The following is an 18892-nucleotide window of genomic DNA, read 5'->3' as shown; positions in this document are numbered from 1 at the left end:
GCCCGGCCGCCCGCCTCGCGCAGGCGGCCCTCGACCGAATCCTGCCTCGAGCCGGTCAGGTCGCCGGCCGCGCCCTGCACCTTGCCGCCGAGTTCCTTGGCGGCACCCGTGATGCGATTCGTGTCGATCATGTCGTTCTCCTGTGTTCCTGTCGCGTGAGGACGCGTTTGCTGGACGGGAAGGCGCCCGACGGTGCCGCATCAGCGGCCGCGCACCGCGCCCGCTCCGCGCGGCGGAGCCTCCCGCTTCTGACGCCGGCCCTCGGCCTCGACCCGGGCATCCCCGATGAGCTTGCCGATGGCCTCCTTCACCGAGCCCTTGAGCTGCTCGGCGGACGCTGAAGTCTTGTCGTCGGTCATGGGCACCTCGTCGTGCGTGAGAAGACCCTGGACCTTCAGGCAGATGTGGGCCTGTTCAGTGCGTTCAATGATGCATTCGTACCAGTAGAATAGGATTCATTCATCGGACGTGCGGCTCGACATCCGCTCTTACCACCGGGCCCGGCGCCCTCTTGGAAGCCGGGCGCGTCGATGGAGGCGGCACCCTGCGTGGCGAGGGCGGCCGCGTCGGCGCAGGCGATGGACTGTCGGGGCTGATGCCGATCGATGTCCGCCGTCACGGTTCGCAGCGCTCCCTCGTCCGCTCCGCTGCCCGGTCGGCAGCGGTGCACAAACGGATTGCGCCCAAGCCGGTTCCACCCGATCTCACGCATTCACTGGTATAGGTGCATTATTGACGCAAACGTTATCGACCAGGGACCGGCCCGGCGCAGACGTTGCGCGCGCCTGCAGGATCTTCGTGCGCGATCCCGGCCACGAGCGCGGAGGCAGATCTGGATACGATTGGCATGCCATCGACCAAGGCACGAAGGCGGCGCGCGCAACCTTGGAAACGGGCCGCCCGCCCCAGGACCGACCGCGTAAATACTATCTCGAAGTTGTATTTTGTAGCCAGTCTTCGCGGTACGCGCGTGCGATCGACGCATCAGCGGAAGCCCTGCTGGCGTAGCGGCGCCCTCTGTCGGCGGGCCTCGGCGGGGCTTCGACCCTGAAGATCCCGCGCCTGCGGCGGCACGAACGGCGGAGCGGGGCCGGCGAGGCCCGCGCCCGGAAAAAGGCCGGATACCGGTACGCCCGTCTCATCACACCGGAGCGGCCCGGCTCCACATAGGCCTCGTCGGCCGCGCGGGATGTCCGCGGCCCGCACGTTTCCGAGGTTGTGCCGGGCCTTTCGCCCGATCAGGGCTCGGCACGGCCGCGAGGCCGGGCGCATGTGTCACTCCGGGCACGCGTCCGGCCCGTTGCCCTCTCGTCGCCGGTCCGCCGCGGCGCGACGCGGCCCTGATCGCCAAGGCCGGCCGGAGGCGCGGAGCAGGTCCCACGGATAGGTCGTGGCGAACCCGTCGCCCGGTCGGGCGGCGGGTCCATCACGCGAAGCGTCCCGCCGGCGGCGGTCAGGCCGCCATGGCGCCGTAGCGCCGGTGGCCCTTCACGTCGAAGCGGTCGAGCATCATCACCTTGTCCCACACCTTGACGAAGTCCGCCACGAAGCGGCCGTGGCCGTCGCTTCCCGCGTAGGCGTCGGCGATCGAGCGGAGCTGGGCGTTCGCCCCGAAGACGAGATCGCTGCGCGTCGCCTCGAACCGCGTCGCCCCGCTCGCGCGGTCCTTCAGCACGAACGCCATCCCGTCGGCGTCGGCCTTCTCCCAGACGAGGTCCGTGTCGGTCAGGTTGCGGAAGAAGTCGTTCGTCAGCACCCCGACCCGGTCCGTGAAGACGCCCCGGTTCGACCCGTCGTGGTTGACGTTGAGCGCGCGCAGACCTCCGGTCAGGACGGCCCATTCCGGCGCGGTCAGCGTCATCAGGTTGGCCTTGTCGAGGAACAGCTCCTCCGGGGAGACCTGGCGCGTGATCTGCGCGAACTCGTCGTCCACGTAGTTGCGGAAGCCGTCCACGACGGGCTTGAGCCACCGGAACATCTCGATGTCCGTCAGCTCCTGCGTGGTGTCGACGCGGCCGGGGGTGAACGGTACCGCGACGTCGATGCCGGCATCCCGGGCGGCGGTCTCGACCGCGCTGCAGCCGCCGAGCACGATGAGGTCGGCCAGCGAGATCCGCTTCCCGTCGTCCCGCCCGTCGTTGAACGCCGTCATGACGCCGCGCAACGCCTCGACGACCGGCACGGCGCGGCGGTTGACCGCCCAGTCCTTCTGCGGCGCGAGGGCGAGGCGGCCGCCGTTGGCGCCGCCGCGCTTGTCGCTGTCGCGGTAGGTCGCCGCCGCCGAGAACGCCGTGAAGGCGAGGTCCGAGACCGTGAGCCCCGTGGCGGCGATCGCCCGCTTCAGCGCCGCGACCTCCGCCTCGCCGACGAGTTCGTAGTCGCGCTCGGGCAGCGGATCCTGCCACAGCAGGCCGTCCTCGATCACCGCCTCCGGGCCGAGGTAGCGGTGCTTAGGCCCCATGTCGCGGTGGGTGAGCTTGTACCAGGCCTTCGAGAAGGCCTGCGTGAAGGCGTCGAAGTCGGCGAGGAACTTCTCGCAGACCCTGCGGTAATCCGGATCGACCTTGAGGGCGATGTCGGAGGTCATCATCATCAGGTCGTGCATCTGCCCGGGCACGTGCGCGTCGGGCGTCTTGGGGGCGCCCGCGTCCTTCGGCTTCCACTGCAGCGCCCCCGCGGGGCTCCGCGTCTGTTCCCAGTCGAACCGGAAGAGGTTTTCCAGATAGGCGTTGTCCCACCGGGTCGGATCCGGCGTCCAGCTGCCCTCGATGCCGTTCGTCATCGTGTCCCGCCCGGCGCCGGTCCCCCTCGGGTTGTGCCAGCCGAGGCCCATCGCCTCCATCGGCGCCATCTCGGGCGGCGGCCCGATCTCCTTGGCCGGGACCATGCCGTGGCTCTTGCCGAAGGCGTGGCCGCCCGCGATCAGCGCGACCGTCTCCTCGTCGTTCATCGCCATGCGGGTGAAGGTGATCCGGATGTCGCGCGCCGAGGCCAGCGGGTCGCCGCTGGCGTAGGGGCCCTCCGGGTTGACGTAGATCAGCGCCTGGTGGGAGGCGGCGAGCGGGTTCTCGAGGTCGTAGTCGGCGTCGCCGTTCCGGCCCCGCCAGCGCTTGTCGCGGTTGACCATGTCGTCGAAGCTCGAGACCTCGCCCATGTCCACGACCTCGGGGCCCCAGTAGGTGGCGTTGTCCGCCTCCCAGGCGTCGAGCCGGCCGCCGGCGAAGCCGTAGGTCGGCAGGCCCATGATCTCCAGGGCGCAGTTTCCGGTCAGGACCATGAGGTCGGCCCAGGACAGGGCGTTGCCGTACTTGTGCTTGATCGGCTGCAGGAGCCGGCGCGACTTGTCGGTGTTGCCGTTGTCCCACCAGCTCGAGATCGGCGCGAAGCGCTGCATGCCGGTGCCGGCGCCCCCGCGGCCGTCCGCGATGCGGTAGGTGCCCGCCGCGTGCCAGGCCATGCGGATCATCTGCGGGCCGTAATTGTCGTAGTCGGACGGCCACCACGCGACGGACGAGGTCAGGAACTGCTTGATGTCGCGTTTCAGCGCCGCGAAGTCGATCGTCGCGAACGCGGCCGCGTAGTCGAAGTCCGGTCCGAGCGGGTCGGCCGCCAGGCCGTTCTGGTGAAGGAGCTCGACCCTCAGGCGGTGCGGGTACCAGTTCTCCAGGGCCGGGCGGTCGCCGAGCGCACCGCCGATCCGGTCGCCGCCGAACGGACACCGTCCCTCCATCCTGAAGGTCGCGGTATCGGTCTTGTCTGCCGCCATCTCGCTCATGGCTTCCCTCGTTCGATGTGAGTCGCGCCCCGCACGGTGCGCGACCTGCGATGCTTACCCTAGGAGCCCCGACCTATCGGCCCCGGCGCCGATGCGAAATCTGTCCGTCGGCGCCGAAATCAAGGACCGATCCGCGCGCGTGCGGGCGTGGCGGATGCACGCATCCCGGCAGGCGGCATACGGGGCGGCCCCGCACCCGGCGCGGGCGGAGATCCGGCCCCCACACGGCTTCGCGGCGGGATCGACCCGCGACGGAACCGTGAGGCCTGTCCTGGGCGGCACGGACCAGGGGCGCGACCGGGCGCGGGTGGGCGATGCGGTGCCCGGCTCGCCCCTCGGGCGGTGGCGGCCCGGGGCGGGGATACCATCTGTCAGTCAATTTCGGGCATCGATGGCGATCTCCATCGACCATCCCACACGGAAGAGCCGACGCCACGATGCGAACGATCGTTTATGCCGACGGCGGTTGCGACCCGAACCCCGGGCCGGGTGGTTGGGGGGTCGTCATCGCGGCCCCGGACGGCACGGTCGAGCTGTTCGGCGGAGAGCCCGGCACAACGACCAACAACCGCATGGAGTTGACGGCGGCGATCAGGGGCCTCGAGCACTTCCCGGCCGGAGCCGCGATCGAGATGCGGTGCGACAGCCAGTACGTCGTCAAGTCGGTGACCGAGTGGATGCGCGGCTGGAAGGCGAGGGGCTGGCGCACGACGACGGGCGAGGTGAAGAACGTCGATCTGATGAAGCGCCTCGACGTGCTGAACGCGGCGCGCGACGTGAAATGGACCTGGGTCCGGGGTCATGCCGGCGACCCGCTCAATGAGCGCGCCGACGCGCTCGTCCACCGGGGCCGTCGCGAAGCGAAGCTCGGCAAGCTCGAGTCGCGGAACAGCTCCGCCCCTGCCCCTGCCGCCGCACCGGCTCCGCCGGCCCAGGGTGCCGTCCTGCGCGTCGATCTCGCGCTCGGCCTCCAGGTCACCCGGGCCGCGAAGGCGGCGGGCGTCACGCCGGACGCCCTGGTCGACGACGCGATCCGCCTCTACCTCGAACTCGGGGCCGACGCGGTCGCACGCCTGCGATCGGGCCGCGCCTAGCGGACGAGGCCCGAAGGATGGCCGCGCGTCGCGGGCGCGTCGGTCTGGGTCGTGAAGCTCGATCGGACCCCCGCGCCGGCCGGCTACGCGGGGCCGGACGTCCCGGCGCCGGGCCGTCGGCGCGCGAGCCTGTGGGCGGCCGCCTCCGCGGCAACGCCGATCAGAGCACCCGTCAGCACGTCCGCGGGGAAGTGCGCCCCGCGCACGACCTGAGCCGAGACGACGCCGGCCGCGGCGAGATAGGCGGGCCCCCTCAGGTCCGGATAGGCGCGAGCGGCGGCACGGGCGACGGCCGCGCTCAGGGCGGAATGCCCCGAGGGAAAGGACTGCCACGGTCCCACGCCCGTCCCCCGCAACCCGCGCGCGTAGACTCCCTCGTCCATGAGGACGTTCGGGCGGGTCCGGTGCACCGCCCGCTTCAGGCTCGTCTTCACGATGCCGGCCAGGATGCCGGCCTGCAGCATGTGCCGGCCCGCCTCGGCGAGCCGGCGATCGCGCGCCACCATGCCCCAGGCCAGGGTGCCGGCGGAGAGAGCCAGCAGGGATTGCCAGCTTCCGACCTCGCTCGCTCGTGCGAGCGCGCGCACGGCGGGATGATCCTTCGCGCGCGCAAGCTTGAGTCCGGCCGCGACGTCGGCTGCCTCGACGCGATTGGCCGGCCCGGCAGCCGTGGCGTAGGGTGATCGGATGGGAGGTCGCGCAAGCATGGCCCTAAACGCGCGCCGTCGGCAATCGTTCGTCCCCGCCCACGCATGAGCGCGGCCGGCGCTGATGCGGCCGCTCGTGCCGGCCGCCGAGGACCGCGCTCGCATCGCGCGAGGCGCGCCCGGGACTTCCCAGCCCGGCCGGTCGGGACGGTCCCTCACCACCCCATCGTGCCGGGCTCGCCCTTGAATGGCCCGACGATCCGCCCTGTGACCCAGCCGCCGTAGAAGCCGCCCGGCTGCGGGATGACGGGCTCCTCGCCGACGAAGCAGGCATCCATCGGGCCGGCGTAGAAGGCGACGTGGTCGGCGAGCGCCGCGAAGCGCTCGGTCGGCTTCGGATAGGCCCACGCGACCCGCTCGGCACGCCGCTGCGGCCCGACGACATCGAAGTAGGCCGCCCGCCCCTTCCATTCACAGACGCTGCCGCCGCCCGCTGATGCGAGCGCACCGGGGAGGATGTCGCCCGGCGGCAGGTAGTAGGTCGGCGGGTGGCTCGTCTCGAGCACGCGCCAGCCCCGCACCGTATCGGCGATGGTCACGCCCTCGAAGATCACCCGGAGGCGTTCGGGCACCGGTTCGAGGCGCGGCGGGCGCGGATAGTCCCACACGCTTTCCTGGCCGGGGCCGACCGGCAAGGGGATGGGTCGCCGCATTCGTCCCCCCTACGGTTCAGCTCGAAACCGCTCGCCAACCGCTCGCCAACCGGTCGGGCGCGCGATCTGCCGGAACGAAGATGCGATGCACGGCTTGGTTCCCGCCGATTATCGCCACGGTGCACCACCATGCTGGACGGATCCGACACCCCGAGGCCCGACGAGACGCCCGAGCCGGCCGGCGATCCGCCGGCGCCGCCCCGGGCACCCGAAAGCGATCCGCCGCCCGGGCCGGCGACACCGCCCGCGAAGGGTGGCCGCTCGGATGCGCTGACGAAGGCCGGCGACGCGGGCGACAAGCTCGGCGACTTCGCCTGATGGCGAGGCCGCCCCCCGCTTCGCAGGGTCGCTTGTCCGGAGTGGACGGCCAGCGGGGCGACCCGTCGCGGCTGCGGCGACGCGCCCGCCCGGGTGCGGGAGGGCGCCGTGTCGGCCCACCATGACCGACGACCACGCCGTCGGGGCGTCACGCCCGGGCGATGTCAGGCCGGTGCCGCTCGCCCCCGCCACAGGCTGCGCAGGGCGCGGAAGGGGAGGAGCGCCAGCTTCAGCACGGCTCGCAGGAGGAGCACGGCGATGACGGTGAGGACCGCGGCCAGGGCATTGATCAACGCGCGCACTCTCTGATGAGCCAAGGGCCAACCCGGCTTCGATGGCTTGCCCACCGGACGATGAGGCGCCCGGAACACGGCGACACTGTGAAGGCGCCCCGGCGATTGCGCCGCGGCGGCATCCGGCCGCATCGCGGCAGGATCAGTCGAGGTCGGGCTCGACCGTGATGGCGGCGAAGTACGCGGCGAGGCGCTTTCCCGCCTCGAAGTCCGCGCAGTCGATGTTCACCTGCGCGGGCCAGACCCGGTCGTCCCGTCGGAGCTGGTGCAGGATGCGCTCGGCCGTGTCGGCGGCCTCGGACTCGGTGTCGCCGGCCACGCGGCACTCGTACCGCTTGCCGGAGATGACGATGGTGAAGGGGGCTGATCGCATGGCCGGAAGATGGTCGGCCGGGCCCGCTTTCGCGCTGTGACAGAAGGCCCGGTCCCGGACTCCGGCCGACGCGGGACGGCGGCGCCTCGGCGGCGGGGAGGCATGTCGTTCGCGCGCTAGAACCGGGCCGGCGTTCGAAGCTCGCAGGGATCCACCCGGGCGGATTGCAGGCTCCTTATTATCCTGGCCGGGGATCCTCCGACCAACGTATCGTCCGGAACGTCCTTCGTGACGACGGACCCGCCGGCGACGATGGCGTTTCGACCGATCGTGACGCCGGGAAGGATCAGGGCTCTCGAACCGATCCAGACACCGTCATGGATGACGATCGGCTTCTGGATACGAACGCGGTAAGGGCCGCTTCGCTCTTCGATCGCGTGCGTATTCGTCTCCAGGCTTACCTCGGACGCGATCTGACAGAATTTCCCTATGGATATCTCGCTCTTGTACGTGGATACCCTGAAATCTCGCCCGATATAGGTGCCCTGTCCGATGGCGATCGACGAGAGGGCGTCATACGACAATGTGTAATCGACTTTTATAGGACCCACTATCATCGCATCTCGTTCGATCCTCACTCCGGAGCACTTGTACAAAAATGCCTTGAGGCCGGAGACGAACGCGCTCCGGGACGCAAGGGAGAAGTGCGATGGGCGGCTCCGTCTCTGGCGAGGGTGATTCTATCCGTCAGGCAATCGAAGCCGGCAGGCTGGCACGCCCCGACCACCGATCAGGCGCCGACGGACCGTCGCCCCGTTCGTCTGCTCTTTGGAAAGCTACGAAACGACCCTCGATTGGCAATTTTTCTTTCGGGCTAGAGCCGTTCCCGATCGCGTTGCAATCGGGAACGGCTCTAGCCTCTCGTATGAACGCGCTCTCTTGTGCCGAACCGGCGTCCACTTCGTCGGAGAGCGCTCTCGGGGGTCCCTGCAAAGTCATGTGACACGGCCCGATCGCCTGCATGACAGTTCAGGTCGCGCCGATGCTCGACCATGGCGCACGCCGTCTCCGTCGACCCGGTGCTAACGGGCCTCGCCGGGGAGGGCTGTCGGGAGCCAGCCCGCTTCCCTCGACCGCAATGGCCGACCCACCGTTCCGGCCGCGGTCGAGCCGGTCCGCCAGCCCGGTCGGACCGGCGCTTGGCGCCGCACCGTCGGAGGCCGGGCGCGATGCGGACGGGCCGCGCCGTTCAGGCGCCGGCCCAGGCCGCGTGGACCGAACCGCGGGCGGTGTCGGGCTTGGCCTCGCCGATGAAGATCACGACCGGTCCGTGGGCGTCGCGCCGGGGATCGTAGAAGTCGAGCAGACCCGGCGCGATCTCCTGGAAGAAGCGCGGGCGCACGCCCTCTCGGCGGAGGAGGTGATCGATCACCACCTGATCGCCGTGCACGGCGTTGGGCACCGGGCCGCAGGAGCCGGCGGTCATCCAGCGCTCGGGCTCGGCCGCGAAGCGCTCATAGAGCCCGGCGAGTTCATCGCCGTCCCAGCGCAGCAGGGCGCTGGAGAGGCGGCCCTCGTGGAAGTAGTCCTCCATCGCCGCGAGGCCGGGCCGGGAGAGGGCGTCGGCCGGGCCGGTGAAGACGGTGTCGAGGTCGCACAGCAGCGTCGTGCCCTCCGAGAGGCCGGGGCGGAACGCTTCCATCTTCGCCCACCAGCCCGGCCAATCGTGGCGCAGGGGCACGCGCTCGACCCCGTCGAGGGCGAGCGGCCCGTCGGTGAGGCAGAGGATCCGCGTGAAGGCCGGGGCGTGGCACCGCACGCCCCGGGCCAGCCGCTCGACCCAGCACGCGTCGTAGCGGCCGCCGCCCTTCAGCACCGTGATCAGTGTGGACATGGGGCGCGGCTCATCCTTCGAGGGGGTGCAGATGCAGGCGCCCGGCGGCGTGCGCCTCGGCGAACCACGCGCGCTCGGCCGCCCATGGGTGGCCGGGCCAACCGTCGAACCCGAAGCCGTAGGCTCGGGCCGGGTCCGCGTCGGCGGCGCGGCCGAGCATCAGCGCCAGCGTCACGAGGAAGCCGGTGCTCGGGTTCGGGCGCCCCCGGGTGCGGGGGCCGAGCAGATGCCGGGCCCGGTCATGGAGCGCCTCCGGCAGGATGTGGATCGGGCGGCCCGAGGGGCGCAGCAGCGCCAGGGCCTCCCGAGTCCAGCAGATCGGCTCGGGACCGTTCTGCGCCGCCGGCAGCATCGGGAAGGGCAGGATGAAGGCCTGCGCCGCGCGGACCACCGGGCGGTCCAGGAAAGACCGGTCCTGCAGCCATTCCCGCATCTGGCCGCCGCGGTTGACCAGGGCGAGATGCGTGACCCGGGAGCCGGTGCGACCGCCGAAGCCCGCAGCGTTGTTGAAGCGCACGACGCACGCCGCCGCGTCGATCGCCTCCGCCGCGCCGGTCTCCGGCGCGTTGCCGACGATGGCCAGGGATGCGGTGGCGGCACAACACGCCGGACCGGCTCGGAAGCGATCGATGTCGGCGGGCACTTGCGTCGGGGGTTTGCGTCGGGGGTTTGCGGGTATCGCTCGAGCAACCGCCAAGGTAAGGCGCCGGTCCGACGCGACCAGAGCCGCGCCGCGAGAGGGCTCTTCGACGTGACGATTCTTCGCCGCTGCTTCGTCTGCGCGGCCGACATGCTCGCGCCGAGCGGGCGGCACCTGATCTTTCCGGGCGGACGTCGGCGCCCGTTCCCGCTCGCGTGCGCGTCCTGCGGCGTTCTGCTCGAACCGGGGGCGAACGCGTCCGACTGCCGCGCGCATCTGGCCGGGGCGCTCGCCGCACGGCGTTTCGTGTCCGACCGGCAAGCGCCGTACGGGCTCGACCTCTACACCCTGCGCATCGCCGCGACCCGGTTCGGGCGCGGGATCCGGCCCATCGACGCGCAGGATCGCGCGGCGCTGATGCATCCCCACGCGGAGCGCGCCGCGCAGGCCGACCTGTACGACCTCGACGCGGCGGACACCTGCGCCGTCTCCCTCGGCCTGCTCTGCCGCCCGGCCGAGCGGGACGCGGTGCTGGCCGCCCTGCCGGCGCACGGCGGCTGGACCGCCGACGTCGCGATCCTGCTCGATGCGGAGGCGGCGCCCCCCCGGTCGGCGGCGGTGCCCGGGTTTCCGGAGGGGGCGGTGCGCGTGGCCGCCCGGCCGCTCGCCGGCGATTTCGCCGCGCAGCGCAACGCGCTCCAGGCGCTCGCCCGCCGTCCCTGGATGCTGCAGCTCGACGCCGACGAGGCGCTCGACCCCGCCGCCGGTCGCCTGCTGCCCGCGCTTGCGGCCATGGCGGAGGCCGGCGCCGTGCGCTCGGTCGGCCTGGCGCGCCGCAACCGCGTCGACGGCGTCCTGTCCGACATGTTTCCCGACGTGCAGTACCGGCTGAACCGCGCGGACGTCGCCTATGCCGGCCGGGTGCACGAGCGGCCCCGCCTCGCGGGCGGCTGGCCCGAGAGCTTCATCGCGCTGCACGGAGCGATCGAGCATCGCCTGCGCCGTGCCCATGTCGAGGCGCGCTCGCACCGCTACGAAACCCTCGACCCCGGCCGCGGGCGCCCGGAGGAGGCGGCGGCGCTGCTTCGGCCCTACCGCGACTGAATCCGGGTTCCGGGGGTCGCGATCCCGCCGGGTCCGGGGCGGAGCCCCGGCGGTCCGGCCAAGCCGGTCAGCGATCGCGCGCGGCCTCGATCGCGGCCCCGTAGAGCGCCAGCGTCTCGCGCCCGAGGCTCCCCCGGTCGAAGCGCCCGGCCGCCGCGAGGGCGCGGGCGCGGTAGGCGCGACGCAGGCCCGGATCGACGAGAAGCGGGCGCAGGGCCTCGGCAAGCGCCGGGCCGGTCGCGGTCCGCGCGAGCGGCCCGGCCCCCGGCGCGCCGACGAAGGCGCGCGCGCTCGCATCCTCGGCGCAGGCCACCACCGGGCGGCCGTAGGCCATGGCCTCCTGGTAGACCAGACCGAAGCTCTCGTAGCGCGAGGGGCTGAGCACCGCGTGGGCGTCCGCGTAGGCCCGCGCCAGCGCCGCCGCGTCGATCCGGCCGCGGGCGCGGATGCGCCGGCGCGCCGATGCGGGCAGGTCCGGAGGTAGATCCCCCGGCGGCACCCCGACGAGGTCGAGGCGGAAGGGCGGCAGATCACCCCGCGCCTGTTCCTCGGCCAGGATCGCGACCGCGTCGAGCAGGACGTCGAAGCCCTTGCGCGCCTCCGCCCGCCCGACGAAGAGCAGGCGCACCGGGGCGTCGGTTTCCGGATAGGCGGCGGCGCGGGCGCCGCGCAGGATCTCCGGCGGCAGGCTGAGGCCGATCACCGCGGAGGGCTGCCGCCCGGAGAGCCGATAGGCCCGCGCGATCGCCGCCCCGTGCGCGGCCGTGTTGGCGATGAGCCCGGCGCTGCCCCGCGCCTGCCGACGCTCCAGCGCGTCGGCCGTGAGCCCGTCGAGGCGGTCGCGCGGGCCGCACACGGCCCCGCGGGTGAGGGCGGCCGGGGTCGAGCTGCGCGTCACCAGGGGCAGGCCGCGGCGGCCCGCGAGCAGCGCCGCGGGCGCGTACCAGTTCGTCGCCTCGATCACCGCGAAGGGCGCCCGCGCGTGGGCGGCCAGCACCGCCCGCCGGAAGGCGAGCGGGGCGGCCAGATGCCCAATCGAGCCCCAGCCGCGCAGGCGCGCCAGCCCGCCGCCGGGCGGCAGGGCGAGGCCTTCGACGGTCACGCCGCCGACGCGCTCCCGCCCGCCGCGGTCGAGGGTGAAGACGGTCACGTCGGCGCCGGATTCCGCGAGGCTCTCGGCGATCTCGCGGGCCGCGCTCGACAGCCCGCTCGGCGCCGGCGGGTAGTCCCAGGCCAGGAGTGCGGTGCGCATCAGGCGGCGAGCAGGCGCCGGTAGATCGCGAGGTAGTCGCGCGCCATGCGCTCGGCGGTGAAGCGCGCCTCGAAGCGGCGCCGCACCAGCCGACGGTCGAGCCGGTCGATCCGGGCGAGCGCCGCGACGGCCTCGGCCTCGGAGGCGACGACGAAGCCCGTCACCCCGTCCTCGACGATCTCGGGGACCGAGCCGCGGTTCCAGGCGACCACCGGCGTGCCGCAGGCCATCGCCTCGATCATCACCAGGCCGAAGGGTTCGGGCCAGTCGATCGGAAACAGCAGCGCCCGGGCGCCCCCCACGAGATCGCCCTTCGCCGCGTCGTCCACGGGCCCCAGATAGTCCGCGCCGGGCCCGAGCAGGGGGCGCACCCGCCGCTCGAAATAGTCCGGGTTGCCGACGTCGATCGTGCCGCCGAGGCGGATCGGCAGGCCGGCGGCGCGGGCGACGCGGATCGCGGTGTCCGGCCGCTTCTGGTCGGTCATCCGGCCGACGAAGGCGACGTGCGCGCCCGGCTCGGCGCGCAGGGCGTAACGGTCCCGGGCGATGCCGTGATGCACGATGCCCGCCCGGTTCGAGGCCGGGATGCCGGCCTCCTGCGCGGCCGAGATCGCCGCGACCGGGAGGTCGGGAAAGCCCGCGAAGAACAGGGCCCGGTCGAGTTCGTCCACGCGCCAGTGCACCGTGGTCAGGCTGCGGCGGCGCCGCGGGCCGAGCAGGGCGGCGTGGGCGAACTCGCCGTGGCAGTGCACGATGTCGAAATCGTCGCGCCGCAGGCGCAGCGCCTCCAGCTGCAGGGCGTCGAGCGCGGCCGGGACCCCGGGTGCGACGCGCCCGTGGCGTCGTTCCAGAGCCGCGAGGCTCAGGTGATCGCCGACCCGCGGCAAGTCTGTCGCACTGTCCGAGGGCGCGAACAGCGTTACGTCAACACCCAAGCTTCGTAGTGCCGAGCTGAGGTCGTGAATGACCCGCTCCGTGCCGCCATGATGCTCTGGGGGCACGGGAAAAATGTTGGGCGCGACCTGGGCGACACGAATCACGATCTTCTCTTTACCTAGGTTAGTTTTTCGGATGCGTGCGAAAAATCCGGCGCGCGCTTGATGTTCGTCCTGCACATCGCGCTTCAAGGCTGCCTGCGCGGCCGCGACGTCGCCTACGGCCTCACCTCGGATACCGGGGGTCACATCCGGTACCTGCTCGACTTGGTCGGGGCGTCCGCGCAGGATGCCCGGGTCGCGCGGATCGTGATGGCGACGCGCCGGTTCCAGGGGCCGCCCGGTCCCGACTACGCCGTGCCCGAAGAGCGCGTCTCCGACAAGGTCGAGCTGGTGCGGCTCGCGAGCGCGTCGCCGGGCTACCGGTCGAAGGAGGAGATGCACGGCGAGGTCGCGAGCTTCGCCGAGAACCTCATCGCCTGGATCGGCCGTCAGGCGCGCGCGCCGGACGTCGTCCACGCGCATTACGCGGACGCCGCCGCGGTCGCCGCGCTCGTCGAGGCGCGGCTCGGCATCCCCTTCGTGTTCACGGCCCATTCCCTCGGTCGGGTGAAGGCGGCCCTGCTCGGCGGCGCGGCCGCGCGCGCGCCGGAACTCGCGCGCCGGATCGCGACCGAGGAGGCGGCGCTGGCGCGGGCGAGCCTGGTGATCGCCTCGTCGCGCGACGAGGCGGAGGTGCAGTATGCCGGCTACGGATCCTACGATCCCGGCCGCGCCCGCGTGCTTCCGCCGGGCAGCGACCTCGCCCGCTTCGCCCAAGGCCGTCCCCACCCGCGGGTCGACGCGATGATCGACCGGTTCCTGCACGATCCGGGCAAGCCCCCGCTGCTGGCGCTCGCCCGTCCGGTGGCGCGCAAGAACCTCGCGGCCCTGGTGCGGGCCTACGGCGAGAGCCCCGAACTGCAGGCGCGCGCCAACCTCGTGATCGTCGCCGGCACCCGCGAGGACATCGACCGGCTCGACGGCGACATGGGCGCGACCCTGCGCGACCTGCTCGTCCTGATCGACCGCTACGACCTCTACGGGCGGGTGGCCTACCCGAAGACGCACCGCCCGGAGGACGTGCCGGCGATCTACGCCTACGCGCGGGAGCGCGGCGGCCTGTTCGTCAACCCGGCGCTGAACGAGCCCTTCGGCCTGACCCTGCTGGAGGCCTCCGCCGCCGGGCTGCCGCTGGTCGCCACCGACAGCGGCGGGCCCAACGACATCGTCGAGACCTGCGGCAACGGATTGCTGGTCGATCCGCGCGCGCCCGCCTCGATCGCGGCCGCCTGCCTGCGCATCCTGAGCGAACCCGCCTTCCGCGCCGCCTGCGTCGCGGGCGGCGCGCGCGCGGCCGCCGCCTACGATTGGGACCGGCACGCCGCGCGCTACCACGACCTTCTCGGCGCGCTGCTCGCCCGCAACCCGCCCCTGCGGGAACCGCGCCAATTGCTGATCTGCGACATCGACAACACGCTGGTGGGTTGCGAATCCGCGCTCGCGACCTTCCGGCGCTGGCGCAGCCGCCAGACCGGGCTGGCCTTCGGCGTCGCCACCGGCCGCTCCTTCCACAGCGCCATGGCGGTGCTGGAGCAGCAGGCGAGCCCGCGCCCGCAGGTGATGATCACCTCGGTCGGTTCGGAGATCTACCATCTCGACGCCAACGGCGTGACCTACACGGCGGACGCCGCGTGGCGCGGGACGGTCGCGGGCGCCTGGGACCGGGCGGCCGTCGGCGCGGCGCTGCGCCGTCTCGACGGGCTCGTGCCGCAGGGCCCCCTGGAGCAGCGCGCGCACAAGCTCAGCTTCTTCGGCGACGCGGCGACCGCCCGCGGGGTACGCGAGCGCCTCGCGCAGGCCGGCCTCGCGGCGAACGTGATCCACAGCCACGGCCGCTACCTCGACGTGCTGCCGGCCACGGCCTCGAAGGGGACGGCGGTCGATCACGTGCGCGCCCTCTACGGCCTGCCCGAGCGGGCCGTGTACGTGGCGGGCGATTCCGGCAACGACGTCGAGATGCTGCGCGCTCGCGCCCAGGCGATCATCGTCGCCAACTACTCCGACGGGCTCGCCGCCAACGCGGCGCTCAAGCACTCCTACGTCGCCCGCGCGTCGCATGCCCGCGGCATCATCGAGGGCGTCCTGCACTTTCGCCGGGCCGTGGCCTATGCCCCGTAGGCGGCACGACCGGGCGGCGGCGTGACCCGTCCTCGGGCGCCCTCCGGCGACGCGACGAGCGTGCTCACCCTGGTCCGCGGCCGGGACGACCGGCTGCGCAACCTGATGCGCGGCCTCGCCCGGCAGAGCGTGCCCCCGGGCGAGCTGGTGATCGCCTGGATGCAGCCGGACCGGGCGCCCGACCTGCCCGATCCCGGCTGCCCGGTGCGCCATCTCCACGTGCCGGGCGAGCCGATGCCGCTCGCCGCCGCGCGCAACCGGGCGGCCGCGGCGGCCGCCGGCGAGGTCTTCGTCTTCCTCGACGTCGATTGCATACCGGGTCCGACCCTGGTGGCGGCCTACGCGGCGGCCGCCGCGGCGGGGACCGGCCTGTTCCTGGGCGAGGTGGTCTACCTGCCGCCCGAGGCGACCGCGGGCGGCGCGGCGCCGGGCCCGGCCGCGCTCGACCGGCTCGGCCGCGCTCACCCGGCCCGGCCGCCGATCCCGGAATCCGGCCTGCGGCCCGAGCCCGATGCGGGGCAGCTCTGGGGCCTGTCCTTCGCCCTGCCGGCGCGGGCGTGGCGGTCGGTCGGCGGCATGGACGAGGCCTATGTCGGGTACGGCGGCGAGGAGACGGATCTCGCCGCCCGCCTGGCGGGGACCGGGCTCCCGACCTTCTGGGTCGCCGGGGCGCGGGCCTACCACCAGCATCACCCGGTCCACGTGCCCCCGCTCCAGCATTTCGACGCGATCCTCGCCAACGCGGAGCGCTTCCGGGCGCGCCACGGCCGCTGGTGCATGACCTACTGGCTCGACCAGTTCCGCGCCGCCGGGCTGATCGACTGGGACGCCGCCGCCCCCGCGATCCGCCTCCTTCGCCCACCGCGCCCGGACGAGGTCGCGGCCGCGCTCCGGCCCGACGCCCTCTTCTCCTGACGACAGCGAGACCATGAAGAAGCCCATCGCGTTCTTCGTCCATCACCAGGGCCGCGGCCACGCCAACCGCACGATGGCGGTGGCCGCCGAATTCGCCCGCGACCGCCCGGTCTCGGTGCTGACCGCGGGGCCGCACCTGTTCGACGGCTTCTCCCGCGACGTCGAGATCGTGGCGCTGCCGGACATGATCGGCGCCGTGGTGCCGACCCGCCGCCTCCACGCCGAGCCGACCCCGCCGGTGATGCACTGCGTCCCGCTGGGGCTCTCCGAGATGCGCCGGACGATGCGGCGGATCCTCGACCACCTGGACGAGCGCGAGGTGGGCCTGTTCGTGGTCGACGTCTCGGCCGAGATCGCGCTGCTCGCGCGCATCGCCAGCGTGCCGGCGGTGCAGATCCGGATGCACGGCGACCGCAACGACATCGGCCATGTCGGCGCCTACGAGGCCTGCGTGGGGATGCTGGCGCCCTTCGACGAGCGGCTGGAGCAGGACGATTACCCGGCGCATCTGCGCCGGAAGACGTTCTACAGCGGCGGCCTGTGCACCAGCCTCGACCGGGTGCCCGACCGCGCCGAGGCCCGGGCCCGGCTCGGCCTCGACCCGGAGCGCGAGATCGTCGTCGCCGTCACCGGGGGCGGGGGCAGCGGCACGCCCTACGCGCCGCTGACGGTCGCCGCCCGCGCCGTGCCCGACGCGCTCTGGCTGACGCTGGGCCCGACCCATCGCGAGGGTCACGAGACCGATTTCGCCAACCTGCGCGAGCTCGGCTGGGTGCCCTCGGTGACCGATTACCTCGCGGCCGCCGACATCGTGGTGGCGTCGGCCGGCGACAACACCGTGCACGAGGTCGCCCGGGTCGGCGGGCGCCTCGTCGTCATGCCGGAATGGCGCTACTTCGGCGAGCAGACGCGCAAGGCCGAGGCGCTGGTCCGCCTCGGCGCCGCGGTCGAGGCGCCGCGATGGCCCGGCGACCTCCAGGGCTGGCGCGACCTCCTCGACCGCGCCCGCGGCCTCGACGGGAGCGTCCTGCGCGGCCTCTACGCGCCGGACGCGGCCGTGCGCGCGGCCGGCTGGCTCGAAGGGCTGACCGACGCGCTCTGGCAGGGCTGGCCGGCCGCCGAGGCGCCGGCCCCGCCGCGCGCCGTCGCGGCCGGCTGACCGGCCAATCTCGTCCCCCCGATTGCCGGAGCCCGTGCGCCGCATGTCCAGCGTTTCCGTCGTCACCCTGGCCAAGGGGCGATCCGCCCATCTGCGCAACGTCCTGCGCGGGCTGGAGCGCCAGACGCAGAAGCCCGCCGAGTTCATCGTCGCGGTGATGCAGGACGCGCCCTACGACCTGCCGGAGGTCGGCTTTCCCGTGCGGCAGATCCCGGTGAGGAGCGCCGAACTTCCCCTCGCCGCCGCGCGCAATGCCGGCGTGGCGGCGGCCTCCGGCGCGATGATCGCCTTCCTCGACGTCGACTGCATCCCGACGCCCGGCTTCGTGGCGGATTACGCGCGGGGGCTCGGCGAACTCGACGGCCTGCTGATGGGCGAGGTGCTGCACCTGCCCGAGCGCGCCACCCTCGGGGCGTGGGACTATCCCGACCTCGCGCGGGTCGCGGAGAAGCATTCCGACCGGCGCGGGCCGCCGGCCTCGGGGCTCGAGATCTGCACCGATTACCGCTGCTTCTGGTCGCTCAACTTCGCGATCCGGCGGGCGACGTTCGAGGCGGTCGGCGGCTTCGACGAGCGCTATACCGGCTATGGCGGCGAGGACACCGATTTCGGCAAGATCCTCGATCGGCGCGGCATTCCCATCGCCTGGATGAAGGGCGCGCTGGCCTATCACCAGTACCACCCGCACCACATGCCGCCGATCCACCACCTCGACAGCGTGGTGCGCAACGCCGAATTGTTCGAGGCCAAGTGGGGCTACCGCACGATGGGCCACTGGCTCTACGCCTTCAAGGCGATGGGCCTGATCGACGATACGCCCGACAGGCCGATCCGCATCCTGCGCCGCCCCGATGCGGCGGATCTCGCGCTCACCGGGCAGCAGGCCCACCAGCCCTACACCAACGCGGCCTCCGTCATCCGGCATCTGGAGGCGCGCGAGCGGGACGCGGCAGAGCCGCCGACCGTGCCGGAGACGGCATGAGGACGGCATGAGGATCGCGCTCCTCGCCCATCTGCGCCACCCGATCGCGCCGCCCTTCGCCGGCGGCCTGGAGGCCTATACCTGGACCCTCGCCGAGGGGCTGACGGCGCGCGGCCATGCGGTCGTGCTGTTCGCCGCCGGCGACAGCGACCGGCGCTTCGCGATCGACCCGGTGATCCCGGTGCACCACGAGCACGGCTTTCCGGGGATGGAGCACCGGGGCGACCCGGGCCTGAAGGCGCATGTCGATGCCGGCTACGGTGCCGCCTGCGACCGGATCGCCGCCGGCGGCTTCGACGTGCTGCACAACAACAGCCTGAGCCGGCTGCCGCTGGAGCGCCCCCGCACGGCCGCCGTGCCGACGGTGACGTCGCTGCACGTGCCGCCCTACGACGCCCTGCGCTGGTTCGTGCACGACAGCCTCGCCCCCGGCCATCGGATCACCGCGACGTCGCGGGCGCACGCGCGGGCGTGGTGGCCGTCCGGCGCGCCGCCGGAGGTGTCGGTCCTGCACAACGGGATCGATCCCGCCGCCTGGCCCTTCCAGGAGCAGGGCGACGGCAGCGCCGTGTGGTGCGGGCGCATCGCGCCCGTCAAAGGCACGCATCTGGCCGTCGCGGCAGCCCGGCGGGCGGGCC

Annotated in this window: 20 protein-coding genes; 8 read left to right on the top strand and 12 right to left on the bottom strand. The window is 73.0% G+C overall.

The features are described 5' to 3' along the window. The 3 genes from AX737_RS35570 to katG form a co-directional block, all read right to left on the bottom strand. Positions 1 to 131 (bottom strand): CsbD family protein (locus AX737_RS35570; RefSeq protein WP_197430472.1); only part of this gene is annotated, 131 nt, incomplete at its 3' end. 69 nt (positions 132 to 200) lie between these two features. Continuing rightward, complete coding sequence (locus AX737_RS31850; RefSeq protein WP_082772905.1) at positions 201 to 359, bottom strand: CsbD family protein; 159 nt, start codon at positions 357 to 359, stop codon at positions 201 to 203. Positions 360 to 1453: 1094 nt separating this feature from the next. Then, entirely contained in the window at positions 1454 to 3775 is a 2322-nt protein-coding gene (gene katG, locus AX737_RS05825; protein ID WP_066919760.1) for a catalase/peroxidase HPI, read from the bottom strand. Between the two features lie 437 nt (positions 3776 to 4212). On the opposite strand from katG, the gene rnhA reads away from it, so the two are divergent. After that, positions 4213 to 4869 (top strand): ribonuclease HI, encoded by a 657-nt coding sequence (rnhA, locus tag AX737_RS05820; RefSeq protein ID WP_066919758.1) that lies wholly within the window; start codon positions 4213 to 4215, stop codon positions 4867 to 4869. A gap of 83 nt (positions 4870 to 4952) precedes the next feature. Here rnhA and AX737_RS05815 read toward each other — a convergent pair whose 3' ends face one another. Both AX737_RS05815 and AX737_RS05810 read right to left on the bottom strand, forming a co-directional pair. Continuing rightward, entirely contained in the window at positions 4953 to 5456 is a 504-nt protein-coding gene (locus AX737_RS05815; protein WP_238230383.1) for a phosphatase PAP2 family protein, read from the bottom strand. A gap of 275 nt (positions 5457 to 5731) precedes the next feature. After that, the gene (locus AX737_RS05810) at positions 5732 to 6229 is read right to left on the bottom strand and encodes a DUF427 domain-containing protein (RefSeq protein ID WP_066919754.1); all 498 of its coding nucleotides are present in this window, start codon (positions 6227 to 6229) and stop codon (positions 5732 to 5734) included. A 129-nt stretch (positions 6230 to 6358) separates the two neighbouring features. Between AX737_RS05810 and AX737_RS05805 the strand changes: the two genes are divergently transcribed. Then, entirely contained in the window at positions 6359 to 6547 is a 189-nt protein-coding gene (locus tag AX737_RS05805) for a hypothetical protein (protein WP_066919753.1), read from the top strand. A 164-nt stretch (positions 6548 to 6711) separates the two neighbouring features. Here the strand turns inward: AX737_RS05805 and AX737_RS36960 are convergent, their stop codons facing one another. From AX737_RS36960 to AX737_RS05785, 5 genes are all read right to left on the bottom strand, one after another. Beyond that, positions 6712 to 6840, bottom strand: a complete 129-nt coding sequence (locus AX737_RS36960) for a hypothetical protein (RefSeq protein WP_280949059.1) — start codon at positions 6838 to 6840, stop codon at positions 6712 to 6714. Positions 6841 to 6982: 142 nt separating this feature from the next. Next, complete coding sequence (locus AX737_RS05800) at positions 6983 to 7213, bottom strand: hypothetical protein (protein WP_066919751.1); 231 nt, start codon at positions 7211 to 7213, stop codon at positions 6983 to 6985. A 116-nt stretch (positions 7214 to 7329) separates the two neighbouring features. Then, positions 7330 to 7770: an acyltransferase gene (locus AX737_RS05795; protein WP_066919749.1), complete on the bottom strand. Its 441-nt coding sequence runs from the start codon at positions 7768 to 7770 to the stop codon at positions 7330 to 7332. Between the two features lie 632 nt (positions 7771 to 8402). Further along, positions 8403 to 9047 (bottom strand): hypothetical protein, encoded by a 645-nt coding sequence (locus AX737_RS05790; protein ID WP_066919747.1) that lies wholly within the window; start codon positions 9045 to 9047, stop codon positions 8403 to 8405. Between the two features lie 10 nt (positions 9048 to 9057). Further along, positions 9058 to 9690, bottom strand: coding sequence for a hypothetical protein (locus AX737_RS05785; protein ID WP_066919745.1), 633 nt, complete (start codon positions 9688 to 9690; stop codon positions 9058 to 9060). Between the two features lie 147 nt (positions 9691 to 9837). Between AX737_RS05785 and AX737_RS05780 the strand changes: the two genes are divergently transcribed. Beyond that, the gene (locus AX737_RS05780; RefSeq protein WP_066919762.1) at positions 9838 to 10791 is read left to right on the top strand and encodes a hypothetical protein; all 954 of its coding nucleotides are present in this window, start codon (positions 9838 to 9840) and stop codon (positions 10789 to 10791) included. A gap of 67 nt (positions 10792 to 10858) precedes the next feature. Here AX737_RS05780 and AX737_RS05775 read toward each other — a convergent pair whose 3' ends face one another. Together AX737_RS05775 and AX737_RS05770 are read right to left on the bottom strand one after the other, a co-directional pair. Continuing rightward, positions 10859 to 12043, bottom strand: coding sequence for a glycosyltransferase family 4 protein (locus AX737_RS05775; RefSeq protein ID WP_066919744.1), 1185 nt, complete (start codon positions 12041 to 12043; stop codon positions 10859 to 10861). After that, the gene (locus AX737_RS05770) at positions 12043 to 13083 is read right to left on the bottom strand and encodes a glycosyltransferase family 4 protein (protein WP_066919742.1); all 1041 of its coding nucleotides are present in this window, start codon (positions 13081 to 13083) and stop codon (positions 12043 to 12045) included. The genes AX737_RS05775 and AX737_RS05770 overlap by 1 nt, the downstream gene beginning before the upstream one ends. A gap of 60 nt (positions 13084 to 13143) precedes the next feature. On the opposite strand from AX737_RS05770, the gene AX737_RS05765 reads away from it, so the two are divergent. The 5 genes from AX737_RS05765 to AX737_RS05745 all read left to right on the top strand — a co-directional run. Then, positions 13144 to 15198, top strand: a complete 2055-nt coding sequence (locus tag AX737_RS05765; RefSeq protein WP_066919740.1) for an HAD-IIB family hydrolase — start codon at positions 13144 to 13146, stop codon at positions 15196 to 15198. Between the two features lie 105 nt (positions 15199 to 15303). Then, positions 15304 to 16113 (top strand): galactosyltransferase-related protein, encoded by an 810-nt coding sequence (locus AX737_RS05760; RefSeq protein WP_238230399.1) that lies wholly within the window; start codon positions 15304 to 15306, stop codon positions 16111 to 16113. 13 nt (positions 16114 to 16126) lie between these two features. Next, positions 16127 to 17272: a glycosyltransferase gene (locus tag AX737_RS05755; protein WP_066919736.1), complete on the top strand. Its 1146-nt coding sequence runs from the start codon at positions 16127 to 16129 to the stop codon at positions 17270 to 17272. A 43-nt stretch (positions 17273 to 17315) separates the two neighbouring features. Continuing rightward, positions 17316 to 18254 (top strand): galactosyltransferase-related protein, encoded by a 939-nt coding sequence (locus AX737_RS05750; RefSeq protein WP_066919735.1) that lies wholly within the window; start codon positions 17316 to 17318, stop codon positions 18252 to 18254. 7 nt (positions 18255 to 18261) lie between these two features. Beyond that, positions 18262 to 18892, top strand: a 631-nt coding sequence (locus AX737_RS05745) for a glycosyltransferase (protein WP_156453553.1), incomplete at its 3' end; no start/stop codon positions are given.

Origin of the sequence: Methylobacterium sp. CCH5-D2 (assembly GCF_001556475.1) — a bacterium.
Classification (GTDB): domain Bacteria; phylum Pseudomonadota; class Alphaproteobacteria; order Rhizobiales; family Beijerinckiaceae; genus Methylobacterium; species Methylobacterium hispanicum.
This window is presented reverse-complemented; position numbering and strand designations above follow the sequence as displayed.

Coding starts and splice junctions, on each gene's coding strand:
- AX737_RS05760 (WP_238230399.1), top strand. CDS start 15,304: ATGCGCGGCCTCGCCCGGCAGAGCGTGCCCCCGGGCGAGCTGGTGATC.
- AX737_RS05775 (WP_066919744.1), bottom strand. CDS start 12,043: ATGCGCACCGCACTCCTGGCCTGGGACTACCCGCCGGCGCCGAGCGGG.
- katG (WP_066919760.1), bottom strand. CDS start 3,775: ATGAGCGAGATGGCGGCAGACAAGACCGATACCGCGACCTTCAGGATG.
- AX737_RS05810 (WP_066919754.1), bottom strand. CDS start 6,229: ATGCGGCGACCCATCCCCTTGCCGGTCGGCCCCGGCCAGGAAAGCGTG.
- AX737_RS31850 (WP_082772905.1), bottom strand. CDS start 359: ATGACCGACGACAAGACTTCAGCGTCCGCCGAGCAGCTCAAGGGCTCG.
- AX737_RS05755 (WP_066919736.1), top strand. CDS start 16,127: ATGAAGAAGCCCATCGCGTTCTTCGTCCATCACCAGGGCCGCGGCCAC.
- rnhA (WP_066919758.1), top strand. CDS start 4,213: ATGCGAACGATCGTTTATGCCGACGGCGGTTGCGACCCGAACCCCGGG.
- AX737_RS05795 (WP_066919749.1), bottom strand. CDS start 7,770: ATGATAGTGGGTCCTATAAAAGTCGATTACACATTGTCGTATGACGCC.
- AX737_RS05800 (WP_066919751.1), bottom strand. CDS start 7,213: ATGCGATCAGCCCCCTTCACCATCGTCATCTCCGGCAAGCGGTACGAG.
- AX737_RS05805 (WP_066919753.1), top strand. CDS start 6,359: ATGCTGGACGGATCCGACACCCCGAGGCCCGACGAGACGCCCGAGCCG.
- AX737_RS05765 (WP_066919740.1), top strand. CDS start 13,144: ATGTTCGTCCTGCACATCGCGCTTCAAGGCTGCCTGCGCGGCCGCGAC.
- AX737_RS05790 (WP_066919747.1), bottom strand. CDS start 9,047: ATGTCCACACTGATCACGGTGCTGAAGGGCGGCGGCCGCTACGACGCG.
- AX737_RS05780 (WP_066919762.1), top strand. CDS start 9,838: ATGCTCGCGCCGAGCGGGCGGCACCTGATCTTTCCGGGCGGACGTCGG.
- AX737_RS05750 (WP_066919735.1), top strand. CDS start 17,316: ATGTCCAGCGTTTCCGTCGTCACCCTGGCCAAGGGGCGATCCGCCCAT.